A 13280-nucleotide genomic window follows, 5' to 3' on the forward strand; every position below is an offset into this window, starting at 1 on the left:
AAACCACACATAGATTTAGGAGGATTTAGAAGCGCGCTTTGGGCGTCGCCACCGGAATCGGATGAGTGCCATCGAGCGGCAGGAAGCACCCCTGATCCGCGTCGTAAGCTCTGATTTCGCTGGTTTCGATGTTGTAGATCCAGCCATGGATAAACAGGTGACCGTTGGCCATGCGCGAAGCAACCGACGGGTGAGTGCGCAAATGCTGCAGCTGGGCGATCACGTTCTCCTCGGTAAGGAAGTGCATGGTCTCGTTTTCGTCAGTGCAATGGCAGTTTTCCTGGACCATGGTTTTCGCCACTTCGGCATGCCGCAGCCAGGCTTTGACCGTGGGCATTTTTTCCAGGCTTTGCGGGTTGAGCACCGCGCGCATCGCGCCGCAATCGGAGTGCCCGCAAATGATGATGTGTTGCACCCCGAGTGCCAGCACGGCGTATTCGATGGCCGTGGAAACACCGCCGTTCATCTGACCATAAGGCGGAACGACGTTGCCGACGTTACGGGTTACGAACAAGTCGCCGGGGGAGCTTTGGGTAATAAGCTCGGGAACGATGCGCGAGTCGGCGCAGGCGATGAACATCGCTCGCGGGCTTTGGGCCGTGGCGAGTTTTTTGAAGAGTTCTTCCTGCTGCGGGAAAACCTCGTGATGAAAGTGCAAAAAGCCGTCAACAATATGTTTCAGCGCTGCATCGGAGGTTTCCGTCTCGTGTTGGGCTGAAGCCGACGCAGCTAACGGCTGTTTATCCTTGTCACTCATGATTCATCCTCTTTGGCGGAGTCACGGAATTTTCCCGTTTTGTCCGGTGTGAAGCCAGTGGCTGTTTAAAAAACATCCAGGCCGAAAAGCTAGACCCGTCAGTCACTCGATGAACAAGGTAGCCGTCGAAACTTAACTCAAACTGAATCGAACGCTCTAGAACGTGTGTTCCAGGTCACAAAAAACGTGACCGGCGTCATGGCCAAATGTATTTCCCACTCCTCAACCATACGCCCATTGTCCTCAAATCAATGACATCTGGCGACCCGGCGGGCAGAAGGAATCGCAGTCCAGATTAAAGCCTTCGCGATGATTGAGCCCCAGGCGTTTGATGGTTTTGGCAAAACGTTGCGCCAATAGATCGGCGAACGGCCCCTCACCGCGCATCCGGGCACCGAACCGACTGTCATAGAGCTCGCCGCCGCGGCTTTGTCGAATCAGGCTCAGCACATGCGCGGCACGTTGAGGGTAGTGGGCCGCCAGCCATTCTTCGAACAGTGGCGCCACCTCCAGCGGCAAACGCAACATCATGTAGGCCGCACTTTGCGCGCCCGCTGCGTGAGCCTCGGTGAGCAGGCTTTCAAGTTCGCTGTCGTTGATCATCGGAATCATCGGCGAACACAGCACGCCCACCGGGATACCCGCTTCACGCATCACCCTGATCGCGCGCAACCGGGCCTTGGGCGCTGCGGCACGGGGTTCGAGGATGCGTTTGAGCTCATCGTCCAGGGTTGTGAGGCTGATCATCACCGCCACCAACCTTTGCTCCGCGAGTTCGGCCAACAGGTCCAGATCGCGAAGAATCAGTGAGCCCTTGGTGATGATAGTCACCGGATGGCGGTAGCGCAGCAGCACTTCGAGGGTTTTGCGAGTGATCTTGTGTTCACGCTCGATCGGTTGATAAGGATCGGTGTTGGAGCCCAGGTTGATGGGCGCGCATTGATAGCCACGCTTGGACAGTTGTTCTTCCAGCACATCGGCAGCGTTGGTCTTGGCGATCAATTTGGTTTCGAAGTCCAGCCCTGGCGACATGTCCCAGTAAGCGTGGCTGGGCCGCGCGTAGCAGTAAATGCAACCGTGTTCACAGCCGCGATAGGGATTGATCGAACGGTCGAAGGGCAAGTCCGGAGAATTGTTGCGGGTGATGATGGTTTTTGCCGTTTCGATGCGCACCTCGGTGCCCTGGGTGACCGGCGCTTCCTGATACCAGCCGTCATCCTCGACCACCGAGCGATTCGGTGCGAAGCGATTGTGCGGGTTGGTGGCGGTGCCGCGACCGCGTGGTGGCAGAGGAATGTTCATCGATTCAATCCTTTAGCTGTATGTTCATACAGTATATGGGCGTGTCGAAATCGACCAGTACCGTTCGGCGATCTGTCGCATCAAAACAGTTTTTGTATGGGGAGTATTAACGAGGTATGTCGTCATCATGGGAAACATATAAATAGTAGGTTGTAGTGTAGTGAGGTAAGTATTATCTCCGGCACACGAAACCTTCGTGAATTACTTATTAAATGGAATTAATAAATGTCAATGTTTAATCAGCGTGGTATTTTTTTGCAGTTGTTGGCCCCGACTATTGTCAATCCAAATGAAGCGCAAGTATCGATGCAACTTGCCCGCAAGGAGTTGGATTGGGATGACGTCAATGGCGTACAGACCGAAGCACTGGTAGATTCCGTCTACATCACGGCAGTCTCGGCGGATGGCGGTCGATCCTTTAATATCCAGACAATCAGCAGTGATGTGGATGGTGACGGTGATATCGATAGTCATGACAAGGAAAAGCTGCTGGCTCTGGCCAAGGCCTATTCCGTTATCGTCAATCCTTGATAGTTGAATAACTAATTAAACCTGCATGATCGCTCATGCAGGTTTATTTCATTACGACAACTTAGTTGTGCTGGGTGAGTTGGCCAAGATCGTCACCGGAAGTTGTTTTCATATCATCCTTGCGCAGTTTGGCTACATCGCTGGACTTTACGGTCGTGCCTTTATTTCCCCAACTTGTGCGGATGAAGGTCACGACATCCGCCACTTCCTGATCCGACAGCCGCCAGGCAAACCCGGGCATGGTGAAAGTGGACGGTGCCGTATGCGTGGCCGGCAAGGTCCCGCCCTTGAGCACAATGTGGATCAACGACGTCGGATCGTCCGACTGTAACACCGGGTTGCCCGCCAACGCCGGGAACACCCGCGTATAACCGTGACCGTCGGTACGGTGGCAGGCCGCGCAGTTATCGATGTACACCGAGGCGCCGGGCTTGCTGTCGTCACCTTTCCATAGCGCCTGGGCGACTTGTTTGTCGTACTGGTGCGGCTGGTCGTTGGGGTCATTGGCCGGCAGGGACTTGAGGTAACGGGCAATCGCGGTCAGGTCGGCGTCGGTCATGTACTGCATGCTGTGGGTGACCACATCGCTCATGCCACCGAACACCGCACTGCGATCACTGCGCCCGGTCTTGAGGAATTGCACCAGTTGCTCTTCGCTCCAACTGCCAAGGCCATCCTTGTGATCACCGCGAAGACTTTTCGCGATCCAGCCTTCCAGTGGCGCACTGCCTGATAGAAACGTACTACCTTCCCCGGCATTCAAGGATTTTTCCTGCATGGTCAGGGCACGCGGCGTATGGCAGGCGCCGCAATGTCCCAGGCCTTCAACCAAATAAGCCCCACGACTGACCACGGCATCTGCGCCAGGCGCCGCTTTGTCGTCAGCCACGGCCGGGGCGAACAGCCAGCGCCACCCCATCAGCGGCCAGCGCATGCTCAATGGCCAGGGAATATCGCTGGCCTTGTTCTCCTGGGCCACTGGCGCCACGCCGTGCATGAAGTAGGCGTACAAGGCTTGCATGTCGGTTGCGTTGACGCTGGCGTAGGACGGATACGGCATCGCCGGGTACAAAGTACTACCGTTTTTGGCGACGCCATGGCGCACGGCTTTGTCGAAGTCCTCGAAGCTGTAGTCGCCCAGGCCGGTTTTGTCCGGCGTGACGTTGGTTGAATAGATCGTCCCTATCGGCGTTTCCATCGGCAAGCCACCGGCGAATGGCTTGCCGTCCTTGGTAGTGTGACAGGCCACGCAGTCGCCGGCACGGGCGAGGTATTCGCCTTGTTTGATCAGGTTTTGATCAACTTCAGCGGCGCTGATCGAGCCACTGCCAAGCAGGGCCAAGGTCGCGATAACGAATGCTTTCATGCTCATCGCTCCTTAAGCCTGAACCAGCGGGCCGGGGTTTTTCAGGTACTGCTCGCGGATCGCCCGCGCCGACCAGTAGGTTAATGCGGCGACCAGACCTGTAGGGTTGTAGCCCAGGCCTTGTGGGAATGCCGACGCGCCAGGGACGAACACGTTGTGCACGTCCCAGCTCTGCAGGTAACGGTTCAAGGCACTGGTTTTCGGGTTGGTGCCCATGATCGCGCCACCGTTGAGGTGGGTGGTCTGGTAGGACGCGGTGTTGAAGTGATCACCGACCTGTTTGCCGATCACGGCGATGGCTTTGGGGCCCATCGCTTCGGCGACCTTGCCCAGTTTCTCGACCATGAAACGGTTCATCTTGATGTCGTTTTCTTGCCAGTCGAAGGTCATCCGCAGCAGTGGCAAACCGTAGGAATCGCGGTAAACAGGGTCGAGATCCAGGTAGTTGCCACGGTAGGACTGATGCGCGCCGTGGGCGTCCATCGACACTTGGTGGGTGTAGTAATCGGCGGTGGCACGTTTCCAGGCACTGCCCCAGGCCGGCGTGCCTGGTGGGTTGGACGTCCCGGCAATCGGCCGGCTGCCGGCCTGGTTGACCCACATCGGCGAGCCGCCGACGAAGCCGTGGGGGCCGTGGTCGAAGTTGTCGGCGTTGAAGTCATCAATCGCCACACCGTTGCCGCCGGCACCAATGAAGTTATTGGTGTGGGTGTCCTTGTCGAAGAACGCCTTGATGGTGGCCATGTTCTGGTAGGCGAAATTCTTGCCGACCACGCCTTCGCCGCTGATCGGGTCGTAAGGCTTGCCGATGCCGGAGAGCAGCATCAATCGCACGTTGTGGAACTGGAACGCGCCGAGGATCACCAGGTCGGCAGGTTGCTCGATCTCTCGGCCCTGGCCGTCGATGTAGGTCACGCCGGTGGCTTTGCTCTTGGTGCTGTCGAGGTTGACCCGCAGCACGTGGGAATTGGCCCGCAACTCGAAATTCGGCAGCGGCTTGAGGGCCGGAAGAATATTCACGTTCGGCGAAGCCTTGGAGTACATGTAACAAACGTAACCACTGCAAAAACCGCAGAAGTTGCACGGGCCCATCTGGGCGCCGTAGGGATTGGTGTACGGGCCGGACGTATTGGCCGACGGCAGGTTGTAGGGTTTGTAACCTACAGCTGTGGCGGCTTTCTGGAACAGTTGTGCGGAAACCGTGTTTTTCTGGGATTCCAGCGGGAAGGGATTCGAGCGATCTGGCGCGTAAGGGTTGCCGCCCTTGCCTTCACCAACCAACTGGCCATTGACCGTCCAGGCCTGACCCGAGGTGCCGAAGACTTTCTCGGCGTAATCGAAAAACGGCTCCAGCTCTTCATAGCTGACGCCGAAGTCCTGGATGGTCATGTCCTTGGGGATGAAGCTTTTGCCGTAACGTTCTTCGTAGTGGCTGCGCATCCGCAACTCGATCGGATCGACCCGAAAGTGCACGCCGGACCAGTGCAGGCCGGCACCGCCCACGCCATTGCCGGGCAGGAACGCGCCGAGTTGGCGGTTCGGCAGTGCAATGTCATTCACGCTATGGCGAATGGTAACGGTCTCTTTGGAGATGTCCTGAAAGAGTTTTTTCCGCACGCTGTAGGTGAGTTCGTCGATCACCTGGGGATAGTTGCCATCAGGGTAGGTGTCCTGCATCGGTCCGCGCTCCAGCGCCAACACGTTCAGGCCTGCTTCTGTCAGCTCTTTGGCCATGATCGCGCCAGTCCAGCCAAAACCGACGATGACTGCATCGACCTTCTTCATTACCGTTGCCATGCTTATGCCCTCTCGCCGCGAATCGAAACTGCCGGAAAGGGGTATTGCTCATTGCGTTCCACCCAATCCATGAAATCGGCGCGGGCGCCGGGGAAGCCGATCATGGTCCAGCCGACCATGCCTTTATTGCCCCCGTGGATCGGGTCGCAGAAGAACCCTTCCTTGGTGTTTTGCAGCAGCAGGTTGAAGAAAATCTTCGATGGGACGCTATCGAACTCAGGCTTTCCGGCCTCGAGTTGTTTCAACAAATTGTCTCGGATAGCGCTGTCTTGCTCGGCAAATATTTTCCCGTTGAACGCCTTCGACCAAGCATCCGTGGCAGCAATACCCAGGCGATAAATCTCTTTGGGCACCAGTTTGCTCTGCCAACCCATTTCTGGCGCGGCATCGGCATTGAATGGCCCCTGCATAAACCACAGGGCACCGGCGGCGTAAGGGGTGTTCATTTGGCGGTCGATATATTCCGGCACGCCGGCTTCCAGCGCGCCAGGCCCTTGGGCATCACTAGGGATCAATTGAGCAACGGCAGCCTTGATGAATGTCCATTCTTCGGCGGTGAAGTAGGTGGGCTCATAAGTGCTGGTGCTGACGGGAGTTCTGTCAGGGTTGGTCGGCGCCGACTCTGGCGCGGCGAGCAGGACGGAGCTGCCCAGCGCGGTGCTGGCGACGGTGACCACCGGGATCAAGGTCAGGGATTTGCGCAAGAACTCACGCCGCGGGTTGTCTCGATCTTGATCAGACATGGGGGGCACCTCATCAGGCATTGATGGTTTTTTTTCAGCCGTTTCGTCGAATGGCTTTATGTTTTGGCAGGGATGCGGATCTTTGGCGGCTGTAATAACGCTGCGCATATGCAAACTTTGGTAACAAATGGTAGCAGGCTAAGTATCAGGATGAACCGATTCAGCGGAAATAAACCGGGTTTTGTGACGAAAGTTGCTGCATTCACGATTCTTTGACAGTTGGCTCACAGCGCTTTGACCGCTCAAGGCTGAAGCTGAGCGTCATTATTCCCTTCTTCCCTACGGCCGCCGAGCATGCCCATTACTCGTTTTATCCCAGCTATGTGTCTGTCGCTTGTTGCCTTGTTCAATGTATCGCTGGCCTTGGCCGGCGACAGCACATCATCGCGACCAGCGGAATGGGCGCAGCCGGTGGAGGCGAAGTACAACCTCTTCCAGATGTCCCCGACTCTTTACCGCAGCGCATTGCCGGACAGTGGAGTGGTGCCGCTGCTGGAAAAGCTCAAGGTTGGAACCGTCATCAACTTCCTGCCTGAGTCGGACTCCCGCTGGTTGTCTACACCAGGCATCAACCAGGTCCAACTGCCCTATCGCACCAATCACGTGGATGATGCACAAGTCATCGCTGCCCTTCGCGCAATTCAGGATGCCGAGGCCAAAGGCCCGGTGTTGATGCATTGCAAACACGGTTCCGACCGCACGGGCCTGATGGCGGCCATGTATCGGGTGGTTGTGCAGGGTTGGAGCAAGGAAGACGCTCTGAACGAAATGACCGAGGGCGGTTTTGGTGACAGCACCCACTTCAAGGACGGTGTTCGCTACATGATGCAGGCGGATACCGACAAATTGCGTACCGCATTGGCCAATGGCGATTGCAGTACCAGCCCATTTGCCATGTGCTCCATGAAGAACTGGTTCAAATCGGCGAACGTCGAGAATAAATAGTCAGAAGGGATCATGAGGCTACCGTCCACACCCTGAAGGTGTGGACGGTGCTGACTCAGTGTTGCTCGTCAGGCTTTTTCTTCAGCTTCGGGTTCGGGAAAAACTGCACCGCCTGAACCTTGGCATCCGGTGCCTTCAGCGCCGACGTATTGACCCGCGTGCCCAATTCCTTGGGCACGGACAGACCTTGTTCATTCAACGTGTCGGAATAACCGCAGCCCACGCACTCGCGGTGCGGGACCTCGTCTTCATTCCACATCATCAATTTGTCGGGCTCGCTGCAGGCCGGGCAGACCGCCCCGGCGATAAAGCGCTTCTTCGTGATCACAGGACCCTCGCTCATGCTGCTGCGACCTCAGTCAGGCCGCTGTGGCGCAAGAGTGCGTCAATCGACGGCGCACGTCCGCGGAAGTCGACGAACAGCACCATCGGTTCCTGAGAACCGCCGCGGGCGAGGATCGCTTCGCGAAAGGCGCGACCGGTCTCGGCATTCAGCACGCCATCTTCTTCGAATTTCGAGAAGGCATCTGCCGACAGCACTTCAGCCCATTTGTAGCTGTAGTAACCCGCCGCGTAACCGCCAGCGAAGATGTGCGCAAAGCTGTTGGGGAAACGGTTATAGGCCGGTGGACGCATGACCGACACCTCGTCGCGCACACCTTCGAGCACTTGCGCCACGCTGCGGCCATCGCCGTGGGTAGCGTGCAGTTCAAAGTCGAACAGCGAAAACTCGAGCTGTCGAACCATCATCAGGCCGGACTGGAAGTTTTTCGCCGCGAGCATTTTTTCCAGCAGGTCCTGCGGCAGCGGCTCGCCGGTTTCGTAGTGCCCGGAAATCAGCGCCAGGCCTTCCGGTTCCCAGCACCAGTTTTCCATGAACTGGCTTGGCAACTCGACCGCATCCCACGCCACGCCGTTGATGCCGGACACGCCAGCGTGTTCGACGCGGGTCAGCAGGTGATGCAGGCCGTGACCGAACTCGTGGAACAGGGTGGTGACTTCGTCGTGGGTCAGCAGCGCAGGTTTGCCGCTGTCCGCTGGTGTGAAGTTGCACACCAGGTTAGCCACCGGGCTTTGCAATACGCCGCTAATGGTGCGGCGACGGTCGCGTGCGCCGTCCATCCATGCACCGCCACGCTTGTTGGCGCGAGCGTAGAGGTCGAAGAAGAAGCGGCCGACGTGCTGGCCGTTTTCCTTGATTTCGAACAGACGAACATCCGGGTGCCAGGTGTCGAAGCCCTTGAGCTCGGCAATCTCGATGCCGTACAGGCGTTGGACGATGGCAAACAGGCCGCCCAGTACCTTGTCGATCGGGAAGTAAGCGCGCAGTGCTTCCTGGGCAACGCTGTAGCGTTGTTCGCGCAGTTTTTCACCGTAGAAACCGCTGTCCCAGCTTTGCAGGTCCGGGCAACCTTGTTCGGCGGCGTAAGCCTTGAGTTGTTCCAGGTCGCGGACGGCAAACGGTTTGCTGCGCTTGGCCAGATCGCGCAGGAAACTCAGCACCTGATCGCTGGATTCGGCCATTTTGGTCGCCAGGCTCAGCTCCGAGAAGCTGGCGAAACCCAGCAGCTTGGCCAGCTCCTGACGCAGGTCGAGGATTTCTTCCATGACCGGGCCGTTGTCGTTCTGGCCGGCATTCGGGCCCTGGTCCGACGCACGGGTGCAGTAGGCGGCGTAGACTTCTTCGCGCAAGGCGCGGTCGTGGGCGTAGGTCATCACCGCGTAATAACTCGGGAATTCCAGGGTGATCAAGAAGCCTTCCAGGCCTTTGGCTTGGGCCGCTGCGGCCATTTGCGCCTTGGCCGAATCGGTCAGGCCGGCGAGGGCGGCTTCGTCGGTAACGTGTTTGGTCCAGGCTTGAGTGGCGTCGAGCAACTGGTTGGAGAAGCGGCTGCCGAGCTCCGACAGTTTGCTCTGCACTTCGGCGTAGCGTTTTTGCTCGGCTGGCGGGAGGTCGATACCCGACAAACGGAAGTCGCGCAGCGAGTGTTCCAGGATAGTTTTCTGCGCCACATCGAAACCGGCAGCCTCAGGGCTGTTGGCCAAGGCTTCGAAAGCCTCGAACAGCTCGCGGTTCTGGCCCAGTTCGGTGGAGTAGGCGCTCAATGCCGGCAGGCACGACTCGTAGGCTTCGCGCAGTTCAGCGCTGTTGCACACGGCGTTCAGGTGGCTGACCGGGCTCCAGGCGGCGCCCAGGCGATCATTGAGTTCGTCCATCGCCAGCACCAGACCGGCCCAGGTAGGCTGTTTGCGCTGGGTTTTGAGGATCTCGATAATGGCGGCGCGGTTGTCAGTGAGAATCTGGTCAATGGCCGGTTGCACGTGTTCGGCACGGATCGCCGAGAACGGCGGCAGGTCGTAGGACTGCAAAAGAGGGTTGTTCACGCTCACGGTTGGCACCTTGGCTGGAAGAAACATGCGGCCATCTTAATTACAATCGAGGCTCACCGCAGCTATCGGCAACAGAGAGAAACCCTATCGTGACCCTTCGCAAGTATCAGAACCATACGCCGCTACTGGGCAAAGGCGCTTTTGTCGACGGTTCGGCAGTGGTGATCGGCGACGTCGAAATCGGCGAAGACAGCTCTGTCTGGCCGCTGACGGTCATCCGTGGCGACATGCACCGCATCCGTATCGGCGCGCGCACCAGTGTTCAGGATGGCTGCGTGTTGCACATCACTCACGCCGGGCCGTTCAACCCCGATGGCTTCGCCTGCCTGATCGGAGACGACGTGACCATTGCCCATAAAGTCATGCTGCATGGCTGCAGCGTCGGTAACCGGATTCTGATCGGCATGGGCAGCATCGTCATGGACGGTGCCGTGATCGAGGACGATGTGATCGTCGGCGCCGGGAGCCTGGTGCCACCGGGCAAACGCCTGGAAAGCGGCTTCCTTTATGTGGGGAGTCCGGTGAAACAGATCCGCGCGCTGACGGACAAGGAAAAAGCCTTTTTTACCTACAGTGCGGCGAATTACGTGAAGCTCAAGGATTTGCACATGGCCGAAGGCTACGACCAGCTCTGAGCCTCGACTAACGGAAAGCGTTTCGCACTTGCCCAGGAATTTTCATGCATTACCAAACCGTACTGTTCGACCTCGATGGCACCCTGACCGATCCGCGTGAGGGCATTACGCGCTCGATCCAGTTTGCCCTGAACAAACTGGGCATCGATGAGCCTGACTTGACCAAACTCGAACACTTCATCGGCCCGCCGTTGTTGCAGGCGTTCATGCAGTTTTACGCGTTCGACGAGGCCAAAGCCTGGGAAGCCGTGAATTTCTACCGCGAACGCTTCAAGGTAACCGGTTTGTATGAGAACCGCGTATTCGACGGCGTTACGCCGTTGTTGGAAACCTTGAGCGGGCAAGGGCGCCAGCTGTATATCGCGACGTCCAAACCGTGGGTGTTCGCTCGGGAAATCGCCCGGCACTTCGATTTCGCCAGGCACTTCAAAGTGATTTACGGCAGCGAACTGGATGGCACCCGGACCAACAAGGTCGAGTTGATAGCCCACCTGATGGCCGAAGAAGGTCTGGATCCGGCCAGCACGCTGATGGTTGGCGATCGCAAACACGACCTGATCGGTGCTCGCAGCAATGGACTGGATGCGGCGGCGGTGGGTTATGGCTTTGGCAGTCGGGAAGAGTTGAGCGCTGAAGCGCCCGCATATCACTTCGAAACGCTGGAAGAGATGCATCAGGCGTTCTTGCAACGCTAGTTAATCGCCATCGCGAGCAGCCGCGCGTCCACACGGATCCTGTGGGAGCGAGCCTGCTCGCGATGAGGCCCTATAAGCCGCCGAAATTTTATGAACCAGCCAAAGCCTTCAACGCCGCCTTGCGTTCACCCATCGGCAACGCGCCCAGCTTCTCGACCGCCGCATAAAACCTAACCCAATCCCCACCAACCTGCTTAAACAACGTCGCAAACGCCGGCACCCATTGGTCATACAGCCCGAACGGCAACAACCGCGCATTATTCATCGGCGCATTGATCCACGCGTCGTAGCGTTTGTCCCCGGCCCATCGGCTGTCGCGCAGCTGTCGATATTCCTGGCGCAGTCGTTCGAACTCCGCCGCTTTGCGTTGGCGCATCTGGTCTGCGGGTAACGGCAGGGCGTACAGCTTTTCAAGTCGTTTGCGAGTGTCCAGAACCAACTGGATGAACTGATCCCGGTGTTGTGACTGCACGCCATCGTCCGGAGGCAGGCCGCGTAATGCACGCCATTGGCGAGTGCCTTCCTGCTCGACAAAGGTGGCAAAAGACTCGTTGAACTCAGTGTCGTTCTTCACATAGAAGCGCTGATGGGCGAGCTCGTGAAAGATCAACGTCGCCAACCGCTCGTCACCCCAACCCATCATCGAACTGATAATCGGATCGTTGAACCAGCCAAGCGTCGAATAGGCCTCGACGCCGCCAATCGACACATCCATACCTTTCAGGCGTTGCATCGCAGCCTCGCCACGGGCGGCACTCTGGCTGTAATAACCGCGGTAGGCGACGCAGCCGGCAATGGGGAAGCAATGGGTCTGTGGTGTCAGGGAAAATTCCGGCGTGGTGAAGACGTTCCAGACCACAAACGGTCGGCCGATGTCGGCATACAGTCGGTAGCTCTGATTATCCGGAAGGTGCAGCTGTTGGCTGGCAAAGGTGCGGGCCTTTTGTGATTGCGCCAGATGTGCACGTAATTGCTCGCTGCGCTGCGGATCGGCGATGACGCTGGAAACCGGCTCCCTGGCTCGCAGCAATTGCAGCTGACCGCTGGCCAGTTGGCTGTAATAGCTGACGCTGGCGCAGCCGCTGAGCAGTAAAAGCAGTACACCCGGAAACAAAATCCGAAAAACGCGATCAAGTAACCCAAGGCTTGGAAGCGGCCTGATCAAAATAAAAATCATCCATGGAGAGTCTGCCCGCAAGACTATCCCGCCTGACTGGAGCTCCGCTATGCGCAAATTGATGCTGACGGGAGGCTTATTGATGCTGACCGGCTGTGCTGGATTCGGATTCCCTCGCCATGATCCGTCTCAAGCATGGATCGACCTGGATTCGCGGCAGGAAGACACCACACTGCAAGCGCTGAAAGTCGATAGAAAGGCTTCACCCGACAAACGCTACTTCGAGGTTCAGCCGGGAAGCCATGAGTTGACGGTGCGTTACCAGTTTGCGGTTCAGCCCAGCAATATCGGTCCTGACGCCAAACCGCTGTGGCGCGACTGCCAGCTGAATGTGAAATTCAACGACTTCAACGCCGGCGAGCGGTATCAGTTGCAAGCGGGGAATATCGGTTTTCGGCCGTGGGCGAAACTTTATGATCAGCAGCGAAAAGTGATTGGTCAGGGCATACCGGCAGGCTGCCAACGCAGCTGATCGGCGGTATGCTGAATGACCAATCAGTGGGACATTCATCATGCGCAGGTTGATGTTGTTGCTCGCTGCCGGCGTCGTTGCCGGCTGTCAGAGCCCGTTGCCAGCGGTTAACCCGCAAATGGCCTGGGTGGACTTTTCTACACCGTTCCCCAACGACAAATTGCTCATGGCCGAACGTCTGGATAAGCAGCGAATGCCTGACGGGCGTTTTTTTCAAGTGACGCCCGGCAGCCATGAGCTGATTGTTCGATTCGACTTCGAAGTGCCCGGAGGGGGCGGCCCGAGTTTTATGGACGGCCCTACGGAGCGGCTGTGCTACCTGACCATCCAATATGATCATTTCGAAGCCGGCCAACGGTACGTGCTGGTAGGTCAGTCATTAGCGTTTACCCCCGGTGCCCGGTTGTATAACGCCAAGCGGGAAATCGTCGCCGAAGATCGAGAATCTTATTGCCTCATGTGAGGCGGA

At 57.7% G+C, this 13280-nt stretch carries 14 protein-coding genes; 6 read left to right on the forward strand and 8 right to left on the reverse strand.

The window, feature by feature from the left end:
• Positions 1 to 25: 25 nt before the first annotated feature.
• Positions 26 to 757, reverse strand: coding sequence for a carbonic anhydrase (locus HNR03_RS29875; RefSeq protein WP_222589213.1), 732 nt, complete (start codon positions 755 to 757; stop codon positions 26 to 28).
• Positions 758 to 1000: 243 nt separating this feature from the next.
• A complete protein-coding gene (locus HNR03_RS29880; RefSeq protein ID WP_259157716.1) occupies positions 1001 to 2059 on the reverse strand; it encodes a PA0069 family radical SAM protein in 1059 nt (352 codons plus the stop codon).
• A gap of 225 nt (positions 2060 to 2284) precedes the next feature.
• On the opposite strand from HNR03_RS29880, the gene HNR03_RS29885 reads away from it, so the two are divergent.
• On the forward strand, positions 2285 to 2590 hold the full coding sequence (locus HNR03_RS29885) for a hypothetical protein (protein ID WP_259157718.1): 306 nt from the start codon (positions 2285 to 2287) through the stop codon (positions 2588 to 2590).
• Between the two features lie 61 nt (positions 2591 to 2651).
• Here the strand turns inward: HNR03_RS29885 and HNR03_RS29890 are convergent, their stop codons facing one another.
• The 3 genes from HNR03_RS29890 to HNR03_RS29900 are packed head-to-tail and all read right to left on the reverse strand — an operon-like array spanning position 2652 to position 6496.
• The gene (locus HNR03_RS29890; protein WP_259157720.1) at positions 2652 to 3956 is read right to left on the reverse strand and encodes a cytochrome c; all 1305 of its coding nucleotides are present in this window, start codon (positions 3954 to 3956) and stop codon (positions 2652 to 2654) included.
• Between the two features lie 12 nt (positions 3957 to 3968).
• On the reverse strand, positions 3969 to 5753 hold the full coding sequence (locus tag HNR03_RS29895; protein ID WP_259157723.1) for a GMC family oxidoreductase: 1785 nt from the start codon (positions 5751 to 5753) through the stop codon (positions 3969 to 3971).
• A gap of 2 nt (positions 5754 to 5755) precedes the next feature.
• A complete protein-coding gene (locus HNR03_RS29900; protein ID WP_259157727.1) occupies positions 5756 to 6496 on the reverse strand; it encodes a gluconate 2-dehydrogenase subunit 3 family protein in 741 nt (246 codons plus the stop codon).
• Between the two features lie 294 nt (positions 6497 to 6790).
• Between HNR03_RS29900 and HNR03_RS29905 the strand changes: the two genes are divergently transcribed.
• Positions 6791 to 7441 carry a dual specificity protein phosphatase family protein gene (locus HNR03_RS29905; RefSeq protein WP_222589219.1) on the forward strand — a complete coding sequence of 217 codons (651 nt, stop codon included), beginning with the start codon at positions 6791 to 6793 and terminating at the stop codon, positions 7439 to 7441.
• 55 nt (positions 7442 to 7496) lie between these two features.
• On the opposite strand, the gene HNR03_RS29910 is transcribed toward HNR03_RS29905, so the two are convergent.
• A complete protein-coding gene (locus HNR03_RS29910) occupies positions 7497 to 7784 on the reverse strand; it encodes a YheV family putative zinc ribbon protein (protein ID WP_090177333.1) in 288 nt (95 codons plus the stop codon).
• A complete protein-coding gene (prlC, locus tag HNR03_RS29915; protein ID WP_259157734.1) occupies positions 7781 to 9859 on the reverse strand; it encodes an oligopeptidase A in 2079 nt (692 codons plus the stop codon). The genes HNR03_RS29910 and prlC overlap by 4 nt, the downstream gene beginning before the upstream one ends.
• Before the next feature lie 62 nt (positions 9860 to 9921).
• Between prlC and HNR03_RS29920 the strand changes: the two genes are divergently transcribed.
• Together HNR03_RS29920 and HNR03_RS29925 are read left to right on the forward strand one after the other, a co-directional pair.
• Positions 9922 to 10467 carry a gamma carbonic anhydrase family protein gene (locus HNR03_RS29920; RefSeq protein WP_222589221.1) on the forward strand — a complete coding sequence of 182 codons (546 nt, stop codon included), beginning with the start codon at positions 9922 to 9924 and terminating at the stop codon, positions 10465 to 10467.
• 44 nt (positions 10468 to 10511) lie between these two features.
• Positions 10512 to 11162 carry an HAD family hydrolase gene (locus HNR03_RS29925; RefSeq protein WP_259157737.1) on the forward strand — a complete coding sequence of 217 codons (651 nt, stop codon included), beginning with the start codon at positions 10512 to 10514 and terminating at the stop codon, positions 11160 to 11162.
• Positions 11163 to 11250: 88 nt separating this feature from the next.
• On the opposite strand, the gene HNR03_RS29930 is transcribed toward HNR03_RS29925, so the two are convergent.
• Positions 11251 to 12327 carry an aminopeptidase gene (locus tag HNR03_RS29930; RefSeq protein WP_259157742.1) on the reverse strand — a complete coding sequence of 359 codons (1077 nt, stop codon included), beginning with the start codon at positions 12325 to 12327 and terminating at the stop codon, positions 11251 to 11253.
• A 61-nt stretch (positions 12328 to 12388) separates the two neighbouring features.
• On the opposite strand from HNR03_RS29930, the gene HNR03_RS29935 reads away from it, so the two are divergent.
• Complete coding sequence (locus HNR03_RS29935; protein ID WP_259157744.1) at positions 12389 to 12811, forward strand: hypothetical protein; 423 nt, start codon at positions 12389 to 12391, stop codon at positions 12809 to 12811.
• 40 nt (positions 12812 to 12851) lie between these two features.
• A complete protein-coding gene (locus HNR03_RS29940) occupies positions 12852 to 13274 on the forward strand; it encodes a hypothetical protein (RefSeq protein ID WP_222589225.1) in 423 nt (140 codons plus the stop codon).
• The last annotated feature ends 6 nt before the right edge of the window (positions 13275 to 13280 follow it).

It is taken from the genome of Pseudomonas sp. JAI111 (assembly GCF_024809425.1).
Taxonomy (GTDB): Bacteria; Pseudomonadota; Gammaproteobacteria; order Pseudomonadales; family Pseudomonadaceae; genus Aquipseudomonas.

Excerpts from the sequence above, each read along its gene's own strand:
- HNR03_RS29875 (WP_222589213.1), bottom strand. The coding sequence starts at position 757 with ATGAGTGACAAGGATAAACAGCCGTTAGCTGCGTCGGCTTCAGCCCAA.
- HNR03_RS29880 (WP_259157716.1), bottom strand. The coding sequence starts at position 2,059 with ATGAACATTCCTCTGCCACCACGCGGTCGCGGCACCGCCACCAACCCG.
- HNR03_RS29885 (WP_259157718.1), top strand. The coding sequence starts at position 2,285 with ATGTCAATGTTTAATCAGCGTGGTATTTTTTTGCAGTTGTTGGCCCCG.
- HNR03_RS29890 (WP_259157720.1), bottom strand. The coding sequence starts at position 3,956 with ATGAAAGCATTCGTTATCGCGACCTTGGCCCTGCTTGGCAGTGGCTCG.
- HNR03_RS29895 (WP_259157723.1), bottom strand. The coding sequence starts at position 5,753 with ATGGCAACGGTAATGAAGAAGGTCGATGCAGTCATCGTCGGTTTTGGC.
- HNR03_RS29900 (WP_259157727.1), bottom strand. The coding sequence starts at position 6,496 with ATGTCTGATCAAGATCGAGACAACCCGCGGCGTGAGTTCTTGCGCAAA.
- HNR03_RS29905 (WP_222589219.1), top strand. The coding sequence starts at position 6,791 with ATGCCCATTACTCGTTTTATCCCAGCTATGTGTCTGTCGCTTGTTGCC.
- HNR03_RS29910 (WP_090177333.1), bottom strand. The coding sequence starts at position 7,784 with ATGAGCGAGGGTCCTGTGATCACGAAGAAGCGCTTTATCGCCGGGGCG.
- prlC (WP_259157734.1), bottom strand. The coding sequence starts at position 9,859 with ATGTTTCTTCCAGCCAAGGTGCCAACCGTGAGCGTGAACAACCCTCTT.
- HNR03_RS29925 (WP_259157737.1), top strand. The coding sequence starts at position 10,512 with ATGCATTACCAAACCGTACTGTTCGACCTCGATGGCACCCTGACCGAT.
- HNR03_RS29935 (WP_259157744.1), top strand. The coding sequence starts at position 12,389 with ATGCGCAAATTGATGCTGACGGGAGGCTTATTGATGCTGACCGGCTGT.
- HNR03_RS29940 (WP_222589225.1), top strand. The coding sequence starts at position 12,852 with ATGCGCAGGTTGATGTTGTTGCTCGCTGCCGGCGTCGTTGCCGGCTGT.